The 21,374-nt window shown below is 58.2% G+C and carries 19 protein-coding genes; 16 read left to right on the top strand and 3 right to left on the bottom strand.

Annotated elements, in window-relative coordinates; all coding sequences use genetic code 11:
- Positions 1 to 4: 4 nt before the first annotated feature.
- On the bottom strand, positions 5 to 337 hold the full coding sequence (locus tag CLV83_RS14125) for a hypothetical protein (RefSeq protein ID WP_132293573.1): 333 nt from the start codon (positions 335 to 337) through the stop codon (positions 5 to 7).
- A gap of 232 nt (positions 338 to 569) precedes the next feature.
- Between CLV83_RS14125 and parC the strand changes: the two genes are divergently transcribed.
- Positions 570 to 2,837, top strand: coding sequence for a DNA topoisomerase IV subunit A (gene parC, locus CLV83_RS14120; RefSeq protein ID WP_132293570.1), 2,268 nt, complete (start codon positions 570 to 572; stop codon positions 2,835 to 2,837).
- Positions 2,838 to 2,915: 78 nt separating this feature from the next.
- Here parC and CLV83_RS14115 read toward each other — a convergent pair whose 3' ends face one another.
- Positions 2,916 to 4,679, bottom strand: coding sequence for a prolipoprotein diacylglyceryl transferase (locus CLV83_RS14115; protein ID WP_132293567.1), 1,764 nt, complete (start codon positions 4,677 to 4,679; stop codon positions 2,916 to 2,918).
- Positions 4,680 to 4,841: 162 nt separating this feature from the next.
- Here CLV83_RS14115 and CLV83_RS14110 point away from each other — a divergent pair, with 162 nt between their 5' ends.
- The 15 genes from CLV83_RS14110 to fabI all read left to right on the top strand — a co-directional run bounded on the left by CLV83_RS14110 (position 4,842) and on the right by fabI (position 18,328).
- Positions 4,842 to 6,098, top strand: coding sequence for a glutamate-5-semialdehyde dehydrogenase (locus CLV83_RS14110; RefSeq protein WP_132293564.1), 1,257 nt, complete (start codon positions 4,842 to 4,844; stop codon positions 6,096 to 6,098).
- A 3-nt stretch (positions 6,099 to 6,101) separates the two neighbouring features.
- On the top strand, positions 6,102 to 6,770 hold the full coding sequence (gene nadD, locus CLV83_RS14105) for a nicotinate-nucleotide adenylyltransferase (RefSeq protein WP_132293561.1): 669 nt from the start codon (positions 6,102 to 6,104) through the stop codon (positions 6,768 to 6,770).
- A 29-nt stretch (positions 6,771 to 6,799) separates the two neighbouring features.
- On the top strand, positions 6,800 to 7,150 hold the full coding sequence (rsfS, locus tag CLV83_RS14100; protein WP_132294367.1) for a ribosome silencing factor: 351 nt from the start codon (positions 6,800 to 6,802) through the stop codon (positions 7,148 to 7,150).
- Positions 7,151 to 7,153: 3 nt separating this feature from the next.
- A complete protein-coding gene (rlmH, locus tag CLV83_RS14095; protein ID WP_132293558.1) occupies positions 7,154 to 7,621 on the top strand; it encodes a 23S rRNA (pseudouridine(1915)-N(3))-methyltransferase RlmH in 468 nt (155 codons plus the stop codon).
- Positions 7,622 to 7,629: 8 nt separating this feature from the next.
- Positions 7,630 to 9,513, top strand: a complete 1,884-nt coding sequence (gene mrdA / locus CLV83_RS14090) for a penicillin-binding protein 2 (RefSeq protein ID WP_132293555.1) — start codon at positions 7,630 to 7,632, stop codon at positions 9,511 to 9,513.
- Positions 9,510 to 10,652: a rod shape-determining protein RodA gene (gene rodA / locus CLV83_RS14085; protein ID WP_132293552.1), complete on the top strand. Its 1,143-nt coding sequence runs from the start codon at positions 9,510 to 9,512 to the stop codon at positions 10,650 to 10,652. The genes mrdA and rodA overlap by 4 nt, the downstream gene beginning before the upstream one ends.
- A 22-nt stretch (positions 10,653 to 10,674) precedes the next feature.
- Complete coding sequence (gene mltB / locus CLV83_RS14080; RefSeq protein WP_132293549.1) at positions 10,675 to 11,679, top strand: lytic murein transglycosylase B; 1,005 nt, start codon at positions 10,675 to 10,677, stop codon at positions 11,677 to 11,679.
- 13 nt (positions 11,680 to 11,692) lie between these two features.
- Positions 11,693 to 12,604 carry a septal ring lytic transglycosylase RlpA family protein gene (locus CLV83_RS14075; RefSeq protein WP_132293546.1) on the top strand — a complete coding sequence of 304 codons (912 nt, stop codon included), beginning with the start codon at positions 11,693 to 11,695 and terminating at the stop codon, positions 12,602 to 12,604.
- 76 nt (positions 12,605 to 12,680) lie between these two features.
- Entirely contained in the window at positions 12,681 to 13,850 is a 1,170-nt protein-coding gene (locus CLV83_RS14070; RefSeq protein ID WP_132293543.1) for a D-alanyl-D-alanine carboxypeptidase family protein, read from the top strand.
- 56 nt (positions 13,851 to 13,906) lie between these two features.
- A complete protein-coding gene (locus tag CLV83_RS14065) occupies positions 13,907 to 14,770 on the top strand; it encodes a D-amino acid aminotransferase (protein ID WP_132293540.1) in 864 nt (287 codons plus the stop codon).
- Positions 14,770 to 15,045 (top strand): YbeD family protein, encoded by a 276-nt coding sequence (locus CLV83_RS14060; protein ID WP_132293537.1) that lies wholly within the window; start codon positions 14,770 to 14,772, stop codon positions 15,043 to 15,045. The genes CLV83_RS14065 and CLV83_RS14060 overlap by 1 nt, the downstream gene beginning before the upstream one ends.
- The gene (gene lipB, locus CLV83_RS14055) at positions 15,045 to 15,698 is read left to right on the top strand and encodes a lipoyl(octanoyl) transferase LipB (protein ID WP_132293534.1); all 654 of its coding nucleotides are present in this window, start codon (positions 15,045 to 15,047) and stop codon (positions 15,696 to 15,698) included. Before CLV83_RS14060 ends, lipB begins: the two co-directional genes overlap by 1 nt.
- Before the next feature lie 4 nt (positions 15,699 to 15,702).
- A complete protein-coding gene (lipA, locus tag CLV83_RS14050; RefSeq protein ID WP_132293531.1) occupies positions 15,703 to 16,680 on the top strand; it encodes a lipoyl synthase in 978 nt (325 codons plus the stop codon).
- A gap of 256 nt (positions 16,681 to 16,936) precedes the next feature.
- Positions 16,937 to 17,386: an OsmC family protein gene (locus tag CLV83_RS14045; RefSeq protein WP_132293528.1), complete on the top strand. Its 450-nt coding sequence runs from the start codon at positions 16,937 to 16,939 to the stop codon at positions 17,384 to 17,386.
- 174 nt (positions 17,387 to 17,560) lie between these two features.
- On the top strand, positions 17,561 to 18,328 hold the full coding sequence (fabI, locus tag CLV83_RS14040) for an enoyl-ACP reductase FabI (RefSeq protein WP_132293525.1): 768 nt from the start codon (positions 17,561 to 17,563) through the stop codon (positions 18,326 to 18,328).
- Positions 18,329 to 18,557: 229 nt separating this feature from the next.
- Here fabI and CLV83_RS14035 read toward each other — a convergent pair whose 3' ends face one another.
- Complete coding sequence (locus tag CLV83_RS14035; protein WP_132293522.1) at positions 18,558 to 21,113, bottom strand: putative bifunctional diguanylate cyclase/phosphodiesterase; 2,556 nt, start codon at positions 21,111 to 21,113, stop codon at positions 18,558 to 18,560.
- Positions 21,114 to 21,374 lie beyond the last annotated feature (261 nt).

The raw sequence follows: 21,374 nt of genomic DNA, 5'->3' as shown, positions 1-21,374 counted from the left end.
GGGGTCAATCTCCGTGGGGTGAGCTGGATTTTACATCCAGGTAGTCACGCTGGATCACGGTTTCGAGCGCGTTGGTGGCGGTCACCAGCTCGTCGAAGGTCTCACGACAGGTTTTCAGCTGCTTGATCTGGTCCGGGCTGGGCACGCCGGTGCTGCTGACATTGGCGATATCCAGCAGTTCGCGCACATAGGCGGCACGGGCGTGGGCCACCATGGTCAGCAAGGGTTTAAGATCGTTCAGCGAAAGCTCGGGAAACTGGGGATTGATGATCTCCCGGTTGATTTCGCGGCGGTATTTCTCCAGCTCCAGCAGCAGGCGGTTGTTGCTTACAGGCATGCTGTGTCTCCTCATCATGTAGTCATGGCGTCCATGGAAACCTGAGCAGCTCCGTGCTCTTCCTGAAGATTAGCGCTAATCACTATAAAAGCGTTAATGAATCAGTGCTTTGTAATGACCTGAGTGGCGCAGGATAGGCGGTGTCCGGGATGACGCTGTGGCGGGTAGATGGCATACTCGCGACGTCCGCTATTTGCGGCGGTATTTCGTTTCGCGTGAACAGGAAGCCCGAATGAGTGTAGAGACCACTGTGGAAAATGGCACCGAGAAGCTCTCGCTGCGTGACTTTACCGAGAAGGCTTATCTCGATTATTCAATGTACGTCATTCTGGACCGTGCTCTGCCGCATATAGGCGATGGCATGAAGCCGGTGCAGCGACGTATCGTCTATGCCATGTCGGAACTGGGTCTGAAGGCCACCGCCAAGTACAAAAAGTCGGCGCGTACCGTCGGTGATGTACTGGGTAAGTTCCATCCCCACGGTGACTCCGCCTGTTATGAGGCGATGGTGCTGATGGCGCAGCCGTTCAGCTACCGTTATCCACTGGTCGACGGTCAGGGCAACTGGGGCTCCCAGGATGATCCCAAGTCGTTCGCGGCCATGCGTTACACCGAATCCAAGTTGTCACGCTATTCCGAAGTACTGCTCAGCGAGCTGGGACAGGGCACAGTGGAGTGGGTGCCCAACTTTGATGGCACCATGAACGAGCCGGAAGTGCTGCCGGCGCGCCTGCCCAACGTATTGCTTAACGGCGGTACCGGTATCGCGGTCGGTATGGCCACCGATATTCCGCCGCACAACCTGCGCGAAGTAGCCAAAGCCTGTGTGCATCTGCTTAAGCACCCGTCTGCGGATGTGGAGCAGCTTAGCGAATTTGTGCCGGCGCCGGACTTTCCCACCGATGCCGAGATCATCACGCCGCGTGAAGAGCTGCTGAAGCTTTACCGCACCGGCCGTGGCTCGGTGAAGGCGAGGGCGGTTTACAGCAAGGAAGATGGCGAAATCGTCATCACCGCGCTGCCGTATCAGGTTTCCGGCGCCCGCGTGCTGGAGCAGATCGCCCAGCAGATGCAGCAGAAGAAGTTGCCGATGGTCTCCGACCTGCGCGATGAATCGGACCACGAGAACCCCACCCGACTGGTGGTGGTGCCGCGCTCCAATCGCATCGACACCGAGCAACTGATGGCGCACCTGTTCGCCAGCACCGATCTCGAGCGCAGCTACCGCGTTAACCTGAACATGATCGGCATCGATGGCCGCCCCCAGGTGAAGGATCTACGTCAGATTCTTACCGAGTGGCTGACCTGGCGGACCGATGTGGTACGTCGCCGTCTGCAGCACCGCCTGCAGAAAGTGATCGACCGCCTGCATATCCTTGAAGGCTTGATGGTGGCCTACCTCAATATCGATGAGGTGATCGCCATCATCCGCCATGAGGATGAACCCAAACAGGAGTTGATGCGCCGTTTTGGGCTCACCGATATTCAGGCCGATGCGATCCTCGACCTGAAACTGCGTCATTTGGCGCGTCTGGAAGAGTTCAAGATCCGCGGCGAGCAGGACGAGCTGAGCGAAGAGCGCAAGCAGCTTGAGGAAACCCTCGGCTCGGACAAACTGATGCGCAAGCTGATCAAGGAAGAGATCGAGGCCACCGCCAAGGAGTTTGGTGACGAGCGTCGTTCACCGCTGGTGGAGCGCGAAGAAGCCCAGGCGTTCAGCGAGAAGGATCTGCTCAGCGCAGACCCTGTCACCATCGTACTTTCCAAACAGGGCTGGATCCGAGCCGCCAAGGGGCACGATATCGATGCCGAGGGGCTCAGCTACAAATCCGGCGACGGCTTTAAGCTGGCCTGCCCGGGGCGGATGAACCAGCCCACGATTCTGGTCGATTCCACCGGCCGTAGTTATACGCTGGATACTCACACCCTGCCGTCGGCAAGGGGGCAGGGCGAGCCGGTTACTGGCAAGCTGACGCTGCCCAAGGGCGCGGTGATCGACGGTCTGACCTCTGGTCGGGATTCCGACCAGGTGCTGATGGCCTCCGATGCAGGCTATGGCTTTGTTACCCGGATCGAGGATCTGACCTCCAAAACCAAGAATGGTAAGGCGGTGCTGACGCTGCCGAAAGCGGCCAAGGTTCTGGCACCGGTGAATGTGCAGGCCCCCGACACCGAGCTGCTGGCAGCAGTGAGCTCCACTGGGCGGTTACTGGTGTTCCCGGTCTCTGAGTTGCCTCAGCTGGGGCGCGGCAAGGGCAACAAAATTATCAACATCCCATCCAGCGCAGCCGCCAGCGGTGAAGAGCTGATGGTGGCGATCCAGACCTTCCTGCCGGAGGATACGCTGGTGATTCACGCCGGCCGTCAGCATTTGAAGCTCAAGGGCTCAGATCTGGAACATTACCGCGGTGAGCGTGGCCGTCGGGGCAGCAAACTGCCGCGCGGATTCCAGCGTGTTGATGGTATGGATGTGATCTCGGCCGGTAAGCCCGAGGAGTAAAATTCCAGCGGGGCGTGCCTTAGAAGGTGCGCCCCGAGCTGATCGGACCCGGCATGAGGTCCTTTCAACGCACGGCGTTTAATCCCGCGTCTGTGCCTGCTCCTGCTCGCGGCTCTGCAGCTTGGCCAGCAGGTGACGCGCCTGCTTCTCGAGCAGGTCCTGATAGGACTTGGCGATCTTAAGAATCAGCACCTTATCTTCATCCTCTCGGCGGATATCGGCGCCTTCCAGCAGTGTTCCCTTCAGGTCGTTGGCTTCGGTCAGTGCCGTGTGGCTGATCAGTTCATTGCTCTCGGTGGTGCGGGTGAGGAAGTGGGCTTCCTCCTGCAGGCGGTCGAGGCGGTCATACTTGCCCCGCACCAGCGCCAGGTGCAGGTTGATCACCGGCTTGAACTGACGAATCCGGTGCTGGTTGTAATGGCGGTATAGATAGCTGAACAGCATGGCGCTGCAGAGCGCGTTGATGCCGTGGCTGTCATCTTCCTCGGGCTGATCGAAGAACAGCTGCAGGTCGCCGTCCTTGCCCGCTTCCACTCGACCGCTATAGATGTGCGCTACGGAGTTGGCCAGGGTGCGATACGGCCGCAACAGCTGCTGGCGCTCCTCCTCGCTAATATTCTCCGAGCGGGAGCTGGTAGCATCGATGAGGAACAGGTAGCCGGCGTCCTTGGCCTGGAGCATCAGTTCCAGTTCATGCTCCAGGGTATAGAGCCCCAGTTGCTCCTCTTCCCGGCCCAGAGGCTGAACCACGGAGAAACGTGACTTGGGCTGTTGTTCTGCCGCGGAATCGTCAAACTCCACCTGATCATCGTCGATATCCGGTGCGATCGCCTCATCGCTCTCTTCGTCGCGGTGATCCTGAGGCGTGAACGGCGGCATTCCCTGACGCCCGCGGGATGGACGCAGCAGCTCCACCAGTTCGCGATTATCGTCACGACCGGCTTCCGGCTCATCAGCGCTTTGTTGCGCTGCGTTTTCCGTCGCTCGGGGCGCGGTTTCTCCAGGTGCCTGGTTCTCGGCAGGCTTGAGCCAGGATGCCAGTTGAGGCTCGAAATCAGCCCCAGGCTGGCCTGCCATCAGCGCTTCGGCCGGCTGTTTATCAAGAACAGGTGCATCGGTATCGAAGCTTATCGGTGCGTCATCCAGATCATCCGGCTCATCGTCGAGCGCGTCGCCGGGGATATCATCGAACGCGTACTCTTCTTCGCTGACCTGAACCTGCTGAGTGCTGTTCAGCGTTGGCGGAGGCGTCTCCTTCTGATCCAGGGGCGCGTCACCGAAGTTGGGTGCTATATCGGTGGCCAGCGTACGGAAGTCGGTCGCTTCAGGTTCGGCGCCGGTAACACTGCGTTTGAGGACGAACCAGAGGGTCAGCAGCGTCAGCAGAATGGACCCCAGCGCCAGTGCGCCGGCTTCAAGCAGCTGATTTTTTAGCACTGACCAGCTGTATGTGGGGTTTATCCACAGGGTGAGTTCACCCAGGCGTTCGTTGCCACGGCTCAGTTCCAGTGTTTGGCGCATACCGGTCTGGCTGCCGGCCACGGCGACGGGCAGGGCGGTACTGTCGATCAGGTGCAGTCCGTTCAGTTGCGGCTGTTTATTCAGTTCATTAAAGACGTAATTGAGGCTGATGCGATCGTCGGCCAGCAGCAGTGGCTGGATCAGGATCGCCGTGGCGCGGCCCAGGCTCTGACCGTAGTGGCGGGCTTCCTGCTCGGCGCTGTTCTTGGCACCGTAATAGAGCACTCCCGAGCTGATCAGCAGACACAGCAAGAGTACGCCGGCTACCGGTAGTAGCCTTTTGAAAAGTCCTTGCTTTGCGCTGGGTGTGGGGAGATCCATCTACTCTCGGGTCAGATCGGTAGCCGGAATGGAATGATTCGCCGGATAATAGCAGCTAGTGTGCGCCAGTCACAGTCCGGAAAGGCGCAGTCGGATGTGTCAAGCGGCCCCTGAATCGCTGTATAATGTTCGATTCAATGCACCAACCCGGAACACTGTGGGATGAACGTAGCAGAATACATGTCCGAACTGGGACAGAAAGCACGCGCGGCCTCGCGTCTGATGGCCCGTGCCGATACCGGTTCGAAGAATGCAGCACTCGAAGCGATGGCTCGAGTGCTGGATGCAAGTCGTGAAGAACTGGTCGCTGCCAACCAGAAAGATCTGGAAAACGGCCGCGCTAATGGCCTGGATGCGGCGATGCTCGATCGCCTGGAGCTGACTCCAGCGCGTATCGACACCATGATCGAGGGCCTGCGTCAGGTCGCCTCGCTGCCGGATCCGATTGGTGGCATCACCGATATGAACTACCGTCCGTCCGGTATTCAGATCGGTAAGATGCGAGTGCCGCTGGGTGTTATCGGCATCATCTACGAGTCGCGTCCGAATGTGACGGTAGAGGCGGCGAGCCTGTGTCTGAAATCCGGTAACGCCACCATTCTGCGTGGCGGCTCCGAGGCTATCCACTCGAACCATGCGATCGCTGCTTGTGTCAGCCAGGGGCTCACCGAAGCAGGTCTGCCGGCGGAAGCGGTGCAGGTGGTTGAGACCACTGATCGTGCCGCTGTTGGCGAGCTGATCACCATGCCGGAATATGTGGACGTTATCGTACCCCGTGGCGGCAAGGGGTTGATCGAGCGCATCTCCAATGATGCCCGGGTACCGGTGATCAAACATCTGGACGGCATCTGCCACGTCTATATCGACGATGAAGCGGACAAGAGTAAGGCGATCAACATCGCCATTAACGCCAAGACTCACCGCTACGGCACCTGCAACACCATGGAAACCCTGCTGGTGAACCGTGCTGTTGCGGCTGAGATGCTGCCGGAACTGGCCGAGCACTATGCTGAGCTGGGTGTCGAACTGCGTGGCTGCGCTGCCACCCGCGCGCTGCTGCCGCAGGTGAACGCAGCCAGCGAAGAAGACTGGGCCACCGAATACCTGGCACCGATTCTCGCGGTCAAGGTTGTGGATAACATGGCCGAGGCGATTGAGCACATCAACCGCTGGGGCTCACACCACACTGACGCGATCATTACCGAAAACTACACCAAAGCGCGGGCGTTCCTGCGTGAGGTGGATTCCAGCTCGGTGATGGTGAACGCCTCGACCCGTTTTGCCGATGGCTTCGAATACGGCCTGGGCGCCGAGATCGGTATCTCCACCGACAAGATTCACGCCCGCGGCCCGGTTGGGCTGGAAGGTCTGACATCACAGAAGTATGTGGTGCTCGGTGACGGACAGATCCGGCAGTGATTGATGTCTGAAGCCAAGTCTACAGGTGCGCCGTTCGTATTTATGGGCGGGACCTTCGATCCGGTCCATAACGGCCATCTGCGCACGGCACTTGAAATTCAGCAGTGGCTGGATATTCCCGAGGTCTGTCTGATTCCGTCGAAGATGCCGGTGCATCGTGACGAGCCTGGCTGCACCTCGGAGCAACGCCTGGCGATGGTGGAGCTGGCGGTGGCCGATGAGCCCAGCCTGACGGCGGATGCCCGTGAAATACGCTCGGACAAACCCTCGTACTCCCTGCTGACTTTGGAGTCGCTGCGCCAGGAGCTTGGTCCGCAGCGGCCGATCTGTATGGTGATGGGAGTTGATGCCTATCTGACCCTGGCGCGCTGGCATCACTGGGAACGCTTTATCGATCTCTGCCATATCCTGGTCGTTACCCGGCCCGGTTATGAGCTGGATCTGGAGCCGACCCTGCGTGAGTTTACCGATCGCCATGCGGCCGCGGCGAAAGATGAACTGCTTAGCCTGCCTGCGGGCAAGGTGCTGATTCATGAACTCACCCCGCTGGGCATTTCGGCGACCCAGATTCGCCAGCTTGTCGGTCAGGGGCATTCACCGCGTTATCTCATGCCAGACAGCGTATGGGACTATATTCAAACTAACAGGCTTTACGGCTTTAACCGTCTTTAATGGACGCAAACAAAGGTACTGAAAACCCGATGCAGACCGATCAGTTGATCAACCTGGTGCACAGCGCGCTCGAGGATATGAAAGCCCGTGATGTGGCAACTCTTAACGTCACCGGTAAATCCAGCGTTACCGATTACATGGTAGTGGCCAGCGGTACTTCCAAACGGCACGTGATGTCCGTAGCCCAGGAAGTGATCGATAAAGTGAAAGAGCAGGGCATACTGCCCGTCGGTGTTGAAGGTCAGGGTGTCGGCGACTGGGTATTGGTCGATCTCGGTGACGTGGTGGTCCATGTCATGATGCCGGATGCACGCAGCTTCTATGATATCGAACGGCTCTGGTCCTTCGACGAAGGCGATGCTGCTGCGGACAACGATTGATCGATGCGGATTAAACTGATCGCCGTTGGTGGCAAAATGCCCGGCTGGGTGAGCGAAGGTTACGATGAGTACGCACGCCGCCTGCCGGGCGATTTCCGTCTGGAACTGACCGAGCTTCAACTTGGGCACCGTGGCAAGGGCGCTGATATCGCGCGGGCAATCCGCAGCGAAGGTGATGCCATGTTGGCGGCCATCCCCAAGGGTGACCGGGTGATCGCGTTGACCGTGGACGGTCGCAGCTGGTCTACCGAGCAGTTGGCCGAGCAGGCCGAAGACTGGCGTATGTCCGGGCAGAACATCTCTCTGCTGGTGGGCGGACCCGATGGGCTCGACCCGCGTTGCGTCGCTTGCGCCGATCAGAAATGGTCCCTGTCGAAACTGACTCTGCCCCATCCGCTGGTACGTATCATGCTCGCGGAACAATTGTACCGCGCCTGGACTCTGTTACAGGGTCACCCCTACCACAAATAACGAACCCGATGGCTGCTGTGGAGCGACTTAAAGACTACTCACAGGAGGGCAGAACCTTCGCCAGTCGCGCTGTAATCGCGATGGTGATTGTGATCCTGATGATGGGCGCGCTGGTATCGCGTATCTATTTCCTGCAGGTAATAGAGCACGACCGCTACGCGGCGATCTCCGAGAAAAACCGTGTCCAGTTACAGCCCGTGGCGCCTCGGCGTGGTCTGATCTATGACCGCAATGGCACGCTACTGGCCGATAACCGCCCCGATTTCAGCTTGACCCTGCTGAAAGAGGAAGTGGAAGATATGGATGCCACCATCGCCCGTATCGGTCAGATCGTGGACCTGGAACCAAGTGATATTGAGCGTTTCGAGCGTCGCCTCAAACAGCGCCGTCGCCCGTTTACCTCCGTGCCTCTGAAGTTCAGCCTCACCGAAAAAGAGATCGCAGAGATCTCGGTCAACTATCAGCGCCTGCCGGGCGTTCAGGTTGAGGCGGATCTGGTACGTTATTACCCCTACGGTGATTCTCTCGTCCATGCGCTGGGTTATGTAGGGCGTATCAATGAGCGCGAACTGCAGCGGCTGGATCCGGAAAATTACGCCGCTACCCACTATATCGGCAAGCTGGGGATAGAGCGTTTCTATGAACCATTGCTGCATGGGCAGGTGGGTTTTCAGAAGGTGGAAACCAACGCCCGTGGCCGTGTCCTCAGGGTATTGGAGAGCCAGGACCCTGTGCCGGGGAAAAATATTCAGCTGAGCCTCGATCTCAAACTGCAGCAGTTTTCCGAAGAGCTGATCGAAGGACGGCGTGCCTCCATCGTCGCTATCGATCCGCATAATGGTGAAATTCTCGCGCTGGTCAGCGAGCCCGCCTACGACCCCAATCTCTTTGTCACCGGTATCTCCAGCAAAGACTACGGGGAGCTGCGCGACTCCAAGGATCTGCCGCTCTATAACCGGGCGATTCGTGGTCGCTATCCGCCGGGCTCGACGCTGAAGCCGTTCACGGCTCTGGCAGCCCTCGATAGCGATTCGGTGCCCATCGATCATACCGTTTGGGATCCCGGCTTTTATCAGCTCACCAAGGGCGGGCGTAAATATCGCGACTGGAAACGCTGGGGCCACGGCAAGGTGGACCTGAACCTGGCGCTGGCGCAGTCCTGTGACGTCTGGTTTTACGATGCTGGCTATAAGACCGGTATCGATAACATGTCCGATTATCTGGGCCGTTTCGGCTTTGGCGAAGTCACCAGCCTCGATCTGCCAGAAGCCGACGATGCCCTGCTGCCCACCAAAGACTGGAAACGCGGGCGTTACAATCAGCCCTGGTACCCCGGTGACTCGCTTAATCTGAGTATCGGTCAGGGCTTTATGCTGGCGACGCCTCTGCAACTGGCCACCGCGACAGCGGTGCTCGCGAACAAGGGTAAATGGGTTCGGCCGCATACCATTCGTGGTGTGCTCAACAGCGACGGTACAACGAGCATGCCTGAGGTGGAGGGCGAGAACCCGCTGCCGGCGGATGTGAAACTGAACCACCCGGAATTTTGGGAACCGGTGATTCAGGGCATGGTCGATGTTATGCACAGCAGTTACGGTACGGCGCGCCGCGCGGCCGCCGGTGCTGAATACACCATGGCGGGTAAGACCGGTACCGCCCAGGTGGTAGGGATCGCACAGGATGCCCGGTACAACCCGGACGAACTGGCCGAGCGGCATCTGGACCACGCGCTGTTTGTCGCCTTTGCACCGGTTGAAGATCCGAAAATCGCCGTTGCGGTAGTGGTTGAGAACGGCGGCGGTGGCTCCAGCACCGCAGCACCTATTGCCCGCGAGGTGCTCGACGCATGGCTTACCGATGATTACGTCAATGATCTGAAGGTGGATGAATGACTCAGCGCGATTTCCAGCGCACGCTCTCCGACAGCTCGGCGCACCTGAGTCGTCCCACGGGGCTCTGGAGCTACACCCATCTGGATGCCTGGCTGCTACTTATGCTGCTGGCGCTATGCGGCTTCGGCCTGTTTGTTTTGTACAGCGCATCTGAACGCGACCTGGGTTATGTGGAGCGCCAGGCGGTGCGTATGGCCGCCGGTTTCTTCGTCATGTTTGTGCTGGCGCAGTTGCGACCAAGAACCTTTGAACGCTTGGGCAGCTGGGCCTATGTGGCCGGGGTGGCGCTGTTGGTTGGCGTGCTGCTGTTCGGGGTGGGCGCCAAGGGCGCCCAGCGCTGGATCGAAGTGGCCGGATTCCGCTTTCAGCCCGCGGAGATCATGAAGCTGGTGCTGCCGATTGTTGTCGCGGGTTTCCTGGCACGACAAAGCCTACCGCCGACGATGATGCGTCTGTTTGGCGCGTTGGCGCTGATCGGTGTGCCGACGGTGCTGATCATGAAGCAGCCCGACCTGGGGACCTCACTGTTGATCGCCGCATCCGGCGTGTTCGTTATCCTTTTCTCCGGTGTCTACTGGCGCTGGATCTTCCTGGCTTTGGGGTTGGCCGCCGCTGCTTTACCGGGCCTGTGGATGGTGATGAAAGAGTATCAGCGTCAGCGAGTACTTACTTTTCTTGATCCCGAGAGCGACCCGCTGGGTTCTGGCTGGAACATTATCCAGTCGAAGACGGCGATCGGCTCCGGCGGTCTGTCCGGTAAGGGATGGCTGCACGGCACCCAATCCCAGCTCGATTTTCTGCCCGAATCCCATACCGATTTCATCATTGCGGTGATCGGAGAGGAACTGGGTATGACCGGAGTGATCGTACTCTTGTCTTTGTATCTACTGATCATCGGGCGCGGTCTGGTGATTGCGGTGCAGGCGGGAGACAGTTTCTCCCGGTTGCTCGCCGGCAGTATCACCTTGACCTTTTTCGTATACGTATTCGTCAATATCGGTATGGTCAGTGGAATACTGCCGGTGGTCGGAGTGCCGCTGCCGATGGTGAGTTATGGCGGTACATCGATCGTGACGCTGATGGCAGGATTTGGCATTCTGATGTCGATACATACTCATAAGCAGATGCTGGTTCGCTAAGGATTTTGCACAGGAGATTAGGATGAAAAACGCACTACGTTCAGGGATCGCGCTCGGTGCCACCATGCTCGGGCTTGCTTTCCCGTTGGTGGGCCAGGCTGCATCGGACAACTATGCTGATCGGCCCGAGGCAAAGGCGCTTTACGAAACACTGGAAGCGGAAGGGTTTGAACGCGATTACCTGCGTTCCGTGCTGGATGATGCCAAACAGCAGGAATCGATCCTAAAGGCGATGTCCCGTCCGGCGGAGAAACGTCTGACCTGGGGTGAGTACCGCAACATTTTTATTCAGCCTAAGCGGATCGAGCGGGGTGTGAAATTCTGGCAGGAACACGCGGATACCCTGGCTCGCGCTGAAGCAGAATACGGTGTGCCGGCAGAGGTTATTGTGGCGATCATCGGTGTTGAAACCCACTACGGCCGGATCATGGGTAACTACCGGGTGCTGGATGCGCTGGCTACGCTGGGCTTCGATTATCCGCGTCGCAGTGAGTTTTTCCTCGGCCAGCTTGAGGACTACCTGCGTATGACCCGCGAGGAGTCTATCGAGCCCGGCACGCTGAAAGGCTCCTACGCCGGCGCCATGGGGTACGGCCAGTTTATTCCCTCCAGCTTCAGGCATTACGCCATCGACTTCGACGGTGACGGTCATCGTAATATCTGGTCGAACCCGGTGGATGCCATCGGCAGTGTCGCCAACTACTTCGCTGAACACGGCTGGAAAAGCGGTGAACCCGTACGTGCCAATGTGGTGATGGGCACCCCTGCGGACCCGGAGTGGATCAATGCAGGACTGAAGCCGGAAGTGTCCCTGGCGCAGTGGCGCGAGCGTGATATCCGTACCCATAAGGGGCTGGATATGGATCAGCCGGCCACACTGATGCGCCTTGAGATGGAAGATGGCGATCATTACTGGTTTGGTCTGCATAACTTTTACGTGATCACCCGCTATAACCACAGTCGACTCTACGGCATGGCGGTATATGAACTGAGCCAGGCGATCGCCGAGGCCAGGAAGAAAGGTTAAACGAGGTAGTACGATGGCACGATTGGGAGTTCTGCTGCTGTTCGCTTTGTTAGGGCTGGCGGGCTGTTCATCGACAGGTGGTGGTGGCGAAAACCCCAACGCCGGTCGTTATTCAATGACGCATGATCGTTATCCCGATGCGCCAGCGGATGTCTCCAACGTGCCGGATGCTGTTCCCCGGCTTGAACCGAAAAGCCGGGGCGGCAACAAGAGTCCTTACCAGGTGCTTGGCAAGAAGTACCACATCATGCCGTCTGCCGCAGGATACCGTCGGCAGGGTACCGCCTCCTGGTATGGTGAGAAGTTTCATGGCCATCTGACCTCCAATGGGGAGGTGTACGATATGTACAAGATGTCTGCCGCTCACAAATCTTTGCCACTGCCCAGCTATGTACGGGTAACGAACCTGTCTAACAAGCGCCAGGTGATTGTCCGGGTTAATGATCGCGGTCCGTTTCACGATAATCGGCTGATCGATCTGTCCTATGCCGCGGCAGCAAAGCTGGGAATGCTCAATCACGGTACTGCCCGCGTCGAGGTGGAAGCGATCGATCCGGTGGCCTGGAACAGCAAGAATGTGCTGCCTGACAGCGAGAACATGACCGCTAAACCGGCTGGCCCGCAGATGAGCACGGCAAAAGTTGCAACACAGAAAACCGCAGCGGTTCCGGCGCCGGTATCCGCGTCGGGCAGATACCTCCAGGTGGGCGCATTTTCCACCGATGCCGCAGCCCGGCGTGTGCAGGATAAGTTGATCGAGGCTGCCGCTGGCAGCCAGGTCCAGGTGCGCAGCGTCGAACGCGATGGTCGCCCGCTCTACCGGGTGCTGATAGGTCCGCTGACCTCGGATACGATCCCGGGGGATTTAATATCCCGGGTCCAGGCGGCAGGCCATTCGTCACCGATCTTGGTAAACTACCCATGATCTAGCGACCGGGGAACGATTAGCCGTTCCATCGGTCCATCTGTCGTTGATTTCTAACTACCCGATGAAGAATCCCATGTTGCAGAGACTCTTTCGTTCCCCCTTCGCACTATTATCAGCCCTAGTGTTCGCCCTGTTTACGCTGAATGTGCAGGCGGCCAGCACCATGGTGCCGGCACCGCCGCAGATCGCGGGTACAGCCTACCTGGTGATGGATGGCGACACCGGTGAGGTGCTGCTGTCCCAGAACGCCGATGAGCGTTTCGCACCGGCTAGCCTGACCAAGATGATGACAAGCTACATCGTCGAATACGAAATGTCGGAAGGAAATATTTCCGAAGAAGACATGGTGCCGATCAGCGAGAAGGCCTGGCGTACCGAAGGTTCGCGCATGTTTGTCCGCGAGGGGACCCAGGTGCGTCTCGGCGATCTGCTCAAGGGCGTGGTTATCCAGTCAGGCAACGATGCCTCGGTGGCGCTGGCGGAATATATCGCCGGTAGCGAGAGTGCCTTCGCTGATTTGATGAACCAGCATGCGAAGATGCTGGGCCTGGAAAACACTCACTTCATGAATGCCACCGGCCTGCCGCACGAAGATCATTACTCGTCACCGCACGATCTGGCGCTGATCGGCCGCGCACTGATCAACCGCTTCCCGGACCACTACGCCATCTATTCCGAGAAGTACTTCACTTACAACAAGATTCGTCAGCCCAACCGCAACCGTTTGCTGTGGCGGGATGACAGCGTTGACGGTATCAAAACCGGTCACACCGATGAGGCGGGCTACTGCCTGGTGGCATCGGCCAAACGTGACGGCATGCGCCTGATCACAGTAGTGCTCGGTACCAACAGCGATGAAGCACGTGCTCAGGAATCGCAGAAACTGCTCTCCTACGCTTTCCGTTTCTACCGTACCCGCCAGCTTTACGAAGCCAACCAGGTACTGAATCAGGCACGGGTCTGGGGCGGTGCCAGCGATCAGGTACGTCTGGGCCTGAGTGAAGATCTGGCGGTGACCATTCCGCGTGGCAAGGATGACCAGCTGGAAGCCAGCCTGGATATGAACAGTGTCATCAAAGCGCCGATCGCTGCCGGCCAGACTCTGGGGCAGGTGGTCGTGACTCTGGGCGGTGAAACCGTTAAATCGGTACCGCTAGTGGCGCTGGAAGCGGTGCCTGAAGGCGGCTTCTTCAAGAAGATCTGGGACGAGATTCTGCTGTTCTTCACCAACCTGTTCAAGTAGGCAGCAGCGCGGCCAGGCTTTACAATATAAGCTGACGGTCGCAACGGAGACTCTCGATGAGTTCCGATATTGTCTATCTCGACGGCGCCTTCGTGCCGGCGCAGGATGCGAAAGTCTCGGTCTTTGACCGGGGCTTTCTCTTTGGTGACAGCGTCTACGAGGTGATCCCCTTTTACCGGGGCGTTGCCTTTGGGCTGGAGCCCCACCTGAAACGGCTGGAACACAGTCTGGCAGCGTTAAGGATTCCGTTGTCGATCGACTGGCCAGCAGTGCTCAATGAACTGGTGACGCGGAACGGTGGCGGTAACCTGTCGGTTTATCTGCAGGTGACCCGTGGTGATGCCGGGCGGCGCACACCGGTCTACGATGCCAGCATGCAACCTACGGTGTTTGCCTGCTGTAATCCTATTCGCAACATCTACGCCGATGGCCCTGACGGGGTCGCTGGTATCGCGGTGATTGTGACAGCGGATCTGCGCTGGCACCGTTGCGATATCAAGGCGAACGGTCTGCTACCCAACATACTGGTGTTGCAGCAGGCGCGGGAAGCCGGCGCCGCCGAAGCCCTGATGATCAGGGACGGCATACTCACGGAGGGTGGCTCCTCCAACCTGTTTATTGTCAGAAGCGGGGTGCTGTATACCCCGAAACTCGGATCGGAAATCCTTGGTGGCACCACCCGTGAGCTGGTTCTTGAACTGGCCCGCGGTGCGGGTATTCCCTATCAGGAAACCGATCTCAGCTATGAAAATCTGCTCGAGGCGGACGAGGTGTGGATCTCCAGTTCGACCCGAGCCGTAGTCCCGGTGTTGAGTGTGGATGGAAAGACGGTCGGAGATGGCGAAAAGGGCCCGCTCTGGCGCAGGATGTTCGAGCTTTTCAGCCAGTTTCACCATCGGTTGATGACCGGAGAAGAGTAATGAGTGATACACCCGAAGCCCCGAAAATCGAGTTTCCCTGCGAGGATTATCCGATCAAGGTCGTGGGCCACAACGAAAACGACTTTCGCGGTTTCGTCATCGAAACCGTGCAGGTTCATGCGCCTGACCTGGATATCAGCCAGATCACCCTGGCGGAAAGCCGTACCGGTAAATACCTGTCCGTACGCCTGAGCATCACCGCCACCGGCGAAGAGCAGCTCAAGCGTCTGCATGAGGACCTGATGGCATCCGGACGTGTGCAGACCGTTCTCTGATGGCTGTTTCCGATAAGGTTATCGTCCGCGAGCTGGGGTTGCAGCCCTACGAGCCAGCCTGGCATCGAATGCAGGCTTTCACCGACCAGCGCAATGCTGACACGGTGGACGAGATCTGGCTGCTGGAACATGAGCCGGTATTTACCCAGGGACAGGCCGGTAAGGCGGAGCATCTGCTAAACCCTGGTGATATCCCGGTGGTGCAGGTGGACCGCGGTGGTCAGGTGACCTATCACGGCCCCGGTCAGTTGATCGCCTACCTGATGATCGATCTGCGCCGGCGGAATATCGGCGTGCGTGACACCGTCAGCCTGATGGAAGAGGCGGTGGTCAGCGTGCTTGCCGACTTTGGTATCGATGCCTACCCCAAGCCTGATGCGCCTGGTGTGTATGTCGATGGTGCCAAAATCAGCTCCCTGGGGCTGCGCGTTCGCCGTGGGGCTACCTTCCATGGCCTGGCGCTGAACCTCAACATGGAGCTGGAACCCTTCCTGCGCATCAACCCCTGCGGTTACGCCGGTTTGGCGATGACACAGCTGGCTCAGCTGGCGCCGGAAGCGGACCTGGCCTCGGTGCCTGAACGCCTGCTCAATTACTTGATCGAAAAGATCGGGTATACTTCTGTTACTCGAACAACCAGTTGGGACCAATAGTTTTATGTCAGACTCCCAGGAAAAAAGCACCCACCGCGTAGAGCAGGGTGTAAAACTGCGTGGCGCTGATAAAGTGTCACGCATTCCGGTCAAGGTGATCCCGACCGAAAAGGACGCTATGCCCCGCAAGCCCGAATGGCTGCGTGTGCGCATGGGCTCCAATACGGAAGTCAAACGCATCAAGGCGAAACTGCGTGAACACAAGCTGGCTTCGGTCTGCGAAGAAGCAAGCTGCCCCAACCTGGGTGAGTGTTTCAGCCACGGTACCGCCACCTTCATGATCATGGGTGATATCTGCACCCGTCGCTGCCCGTTCTGCGACGTGGCCCACGGCCGTCCGAATGCACTGGCCGAAGACGAGCCGCGCGAGCTGGCCGAAGCGATCACCGATATGGGGCTGAAGTATGTGGTTATCACTTCGGTAGACCGTGATGACCTGCGTGATGGCGGTGCTCAGCACTTTGCCAACTGTATCCGCGAAACCCGCGAGCGCAGTGCCTCGATCCAGATCGAAACCCTGGTGCCGGACTTCCGTGGCCGTATGGATATCGCGCTGGAGATCCTCAGCCAGACCCCGCCGGACGTGTTCAACCACAACCTGGAAACCGTGCCGCGCCTGTATCGCCAGGTTCGCCCGGGTGCCGATTATGCCTGGTCGCTGGAGCTGCTTAAGGGCTTCAAGGCGCTGCGTCCCGAGATCCGCACCAAGTCCGGTCTGATGGTCGGCGTTGGTGAGACCAACGAAGAGATCGTTGAAGTGCTCAAGGATCTGCGTGCTCACAACGTGGATATGGTGACTATCGGCCAGTACCTGCAGCCGAGCCGTGATCACCTGCCGGTGGATCGTTTCGTCACTCCGGACGAGTTCGCAGAATTTGAACGCGTCGCCCGTGAGCTGGGCTTCTCCCACGTGGCCAGCGGCCCCCTGGTACGCTCCTCATACCATGCCGATCTGCAGGCCAAGGGTGAAAAGGTAGGTTAATCCAGCCGCCTCTTTAGCCTATCTAAAACGCGCCCAACGGCGCGTTTTTTGTTTTTTGATTACAGAAACGACGACCCCGCCGAGGTATTGGATCACCGCCGTGCCAGGCTCCATCGGCGCGAGGGGCGTCCCTTACCGGTAATGCCGCTCTGGATCAATTAACGCTGTATCTTGCCGTGAATCTTCCATGAACATCGTTGTGGATGCTGCACTTGCACTATATATTAGTATCAACTAATTAAAAGGAGTGCAGGTCATGGCCATCAAAAGGATCTCTATCAATGCCGAGATGGGTAGCGACTTCGCGGTCCACGCCCAGATTCGCGGACACCAGGTCGTTATCGATCAACCCGCGCCTGGCGGTTCCGACCTGGGGCCAACCCCATTGGAGTACTTCCTGTTCTCTCTGGCGGGCTGCGTGGCGTCCATCGCGCGCATTGCCGCAGGCCAGCAGAAGATCGATCTACGCGGCATGAGAGTGTCGGTAGAGGGTGATCTGAACTCCGCAGGATTGCTGGGCAAGCCCACCGATGACCGCGTCGGCTTCCAGTCTATCCAGATCGCCGCCGAGATTGACGCCGACCTCAGTGACGAGGCCAAACAGGCGTTTCTGGACGAGGTCTGTGCCCGCTGTCCGCTGCACGACAATATTCATTACACCACGGTGGTGGTGCATGAGTTGAGCGCTGCCGGCTGTATCGCCTGATCCGCTGAACTGTCATTTTTCCTCTTTAAACTGGCTGCACTGGGGTGCGGCCGGTTCGCTTGTGCATAAGTTTCTCTAGTTATTCCGGTCAGATTATGCTGCACTGCAGTAAAATTCGAACGAACAGCAGTAGCCATTTTTGATCAACTCAGCAGGATACAGAGGAGATTGCGCATGAGCCTGAGTCTGGAAGGAAAACGTGGACTGATCCTGGGGATAGCAAACCGCCACAGTATCGCTTACGGATGTGCCAAGGTACTTGCCGAACTGGGTGCTGAACTCTGCATCACTTACTTGAATGAAAAAGCCAAGCCCTATGTTCAGCCGCTGGCCGATGAACTCGGCGCCAAGATGCTGCTGCCCTGCGATGTGTCCATCGAGGGTGAGCTGGAAGCGGTTTTCCACGAGATGGAAAAGCACTGGGGCAATATCGATTTTGCCGTGCACTCCATCGCCTGGTCGCCGCTGGATGAGCTGCACGGGCGCCTGGTGGATAGCAGCGGCGATGGCTTCTGCAAGGCGATGGATATCTCCTGCCACTCTTTCGTACGCATGGCGAACCAGTCGCAGCGACTGATGCCGGAAGGCGGTACGCTTCTGACCATGAGCTACGAAGGCGCCGAAAAGGTGGTGGATCACTACAACCTGATGGGGCCGATCAAGGCGGCGCTGGACAGCTGCGCGCGCTATCTGGCGTCGGAGCTCGGAGAGCAGCAGATCCGCGTACACTCCATCTCACCGGGTCCCATGCCGACCCGTGCGGCCAGCGGTATTGATCACTTCGATGAGCTGATGGATGACGCCACCAGCAAATCGCCGCTGAAACGCCTGGGTACCCCCGATGAGGTGGGCTCACTGGCGGCGTTTCTGATCAGCGATCTGGCGAAAACCCAGACCGGTAACCGGATCTTTGTCGATGCCGGCCGTCATCTGATCGGTTAAGCGGCCTGTAGGGAGGGGAGCAGATTGTTGAAAAGCGTTTTCGAGGCTGCCGAGGCAAGCGGTACGCCGCCCGAACAAAAACAGGTGAAAAAGCGCAGTTTAGTCAACTAAATGAGCATATTACTCGCTTCGCTCGCCCTCGGGGCCGCACTAAAGTGCGTTCAGGCATAGCCTGTGAGCCTGTTTTTAACGCAGCATTCGGCAACGTAGATAGCTTTTGAGCAGTCTGTTAGAGCCCCTCCAGCTCCAACCCCGGACGGCCTAACAGATAACCCTGGGCGTAATCGATACCCGCCTCGCGCACCAGTGCCAGTACCTCTTCGGTCTCCACGAACTCCGCCACCGTCTGCACGTTAAGCTCCTGGGCCAGCTGGGTGATGCTGGTCACGAACGCCATATCGCGTTTGTCATTGGCCATATTGGCGATGAACTCGCCCTCGATTTTGACGAAGTCGATCGGCAGGTACTTCAGATAGTGGAAGGAGGAGAAGCCTGAACCGAAGTCATCGATCGCCAGCTGATGGCCCTGATCTTTCAGGCTCTTAACGAATTTTTCCAGCACCGACATGTTCTTCACGGTATCGCGTTCGGTGATCTCGAAAACGATCCGTTCCGGCTCAATCTGGTACTCGGACACCAGCGAGCGGATCTTTTTCAGGAAGTCTGCCACCAGCACCGAGCGTGGTGACAGGTTGATAAAGATCAGGCCGTCGTACCCGGTACGACGCACTGCGTCGAACGCTTTCTCGGTAACGATATAGTCGATCAGGTGAACCTTGCCCATGGTCTCGGCGATCTCGATAAATTCGCCGGCAGTCATCAGGGTATTGTCTGGCAGCTGGATGCGGCTGAGCACCTCCACCGCGCGCAGACCTCCGCTTTGGGGTGTGATCGGCTGGAACGCCGGCAGGATGCTGCGCTCCTCGATCGCCTTGCTCACCAGCAGGCTCTTCTCGTTCATATCGCGGAAGATGTCCGCCAGGTCCTTGTCATCGGGCAGGGCGATACGATCCTTGCCCATGGACTTGGCGCGGTACATCAGGTTATCCACAAACATGAACAGATCTTTGCGGTTGTCGCCATGGTCTGGGAACACGCCCACACCGATGGAGCAGGTAGCGTGCAGCGTATCGCCTTCTTCACGCTCAAGACGATAATCCTGTGTGGTCTTCAGCAGTCGCTCCGCCAGCTCACCGGCCGATTCCAGGCTGGCGTCCGGTAGCACGACAACGAACTCATCACCGCCGTAACGGGCCAGAACCGTACCAGTGTCCAGTTGCTTCTCCAGTTCATTGGCCAGGCCGGTCAGCAGACGGTCGCCGCTGCTATGGCCATAGCCGTCATTGACCGATTTGAAGTTATCCAGGTCGATCAGCAGCAGCGCGGTTTTGTAGCCGTGGCGATTACTGCGATCCAGTTCGTAATCGAGTAGCTCCCAGAACATGCGCTGGTTATAGAGATTGGTCAGCGGATCACGGGTAGCGTAGTACTCCAGATCGCGGGTGTACTTGTAGATCGCCTTTACCGAGCCGACCACGTTCAGCAGCGTAGATAGGATACTTTCGATCACCAGCAGCTTGGTCTGATCGCGCACCGTATCCGCCTGTACACCGATGCCGACGATACCACCGATCTTGGGCGTTTCCACCAGCAGCGATTTGGCCTGCAGATCCACCTCCTCTTCGGTCAGATGCAGCGGCGTGCTACCGTGATCGGCGATGTTGTGGCGGATCTTGAATTCACCGTGGCCGAACAGCTCCCGGTGGCTGCGCAGTCGCTCGATCACGGTCTGCTCCATCATCGAGCGGCTCTGCTCGGTGGGCGGTGACAGCCAGAAAATCTCCAGGTCGAACAGCTCATCGTCCACCTTGAAGATGGAGAACATGGTGAAGATCTGAATCACCTGGTTGATGTCCAGAATCAATGCGTTGACATACTCCCGCCAGTCCCTGACCACCTCCGAAGTGATGACACACTTTTCGAGCAGCCGTATCTCGAACTCCAGCAGATCCTTGTCCACGGCGATGGAATGCAGCTTGCCTGCCAGGTGGGAAACCTGGCCGTAAATGCCGTTGAATTCGCGGAAGCCAAACTGAATCTGCTGGTTGTGAAGCGAGTTCAGATCATCCAGGGATTCCACCCGCTGAATGCTCTCGGTGAGGTGATTCAGTGAGTTGTTGACGTTGTGAGTGATCGAACGCACCGACCAGTAGGCCAGCAGTAGAGGCAGCGGGGCCAGCGCCAGCAGGTAGAGCAGCAGGCTCTTGTTGGCGGCTTTCAGCTGCGGCTCCAGGTTTTGTTTCACCTCGATCAGTCCCAGCGGATCGCCGACCCGTGCGTTGGTATGGCAGGCGGTGCAGACTTCCCGTGCAGTCAGTGGGTAGAGAGTTCGCAGATGGTCGCCCTCTACCTCTTCCAGGATCTCACCCTGTGCCAGTGCCGCTGTCATGGCGGCGTCGAAGGGGGCCTGTTCGATAGGACCAAATTTATCCACAACCACCGGTCCACGAAACACCGACACGCGCAGGTCCTCGTCGGAGCCGCTGGACTCCAGTTGGCCGACAAACTGCTCAAGCTGCTGGCGGGTCCAGCCCTGGCTCATGATTAGATACATGGCGTTGAAGGTGCTTTCGGCCACGGTGCGTGCCACCAGCTTGCCGTTCTCCTTCACGCTGCTCTGATACGCCTGGCTGGCGACGAGCAGAAGCACGCCAAAACCGAGCAGGGAGAAGAGCAGGGTACGTTGCAGCAGGTATCGGCGGATGGTTGGGGTTTTTAGAGTCATGGGCCGCTTCAAGCACCGGAGCGGTTCGGCAGAACCCCCGGTTCAGGTATTTATTAGAGGAATTGGATTTAGCCGATAATACCTGTATCCAGGGTGAATAAAATGCGTAATAATTCTGAATAATTGATCTAAATCAAAATGTTGTAATTACTGTGTAGATGGATGCAGACGCTTTTTATTGCGATCCCTGCAGACGCTCCCTTGCCCCGCTATCGACCCCTGTTGCAGACTTGATCCTTTCTGCCCCGCGACCCGAGATTA

The organism is Marinobacterium mangrovicola (assembly GCF_004339595.1).
GTDB classification, from domain to species: domain Bacteria; phylum Pseudomonadota; class Gammaproteobacteria; order Pseudomonadales; family Balneatricaceae; genus Marinobacterium_D; species Marinobacterium_D mangrovicola.
This window is presented reverse-complemented; position numbering and strand designations above follow the sequence as displayed.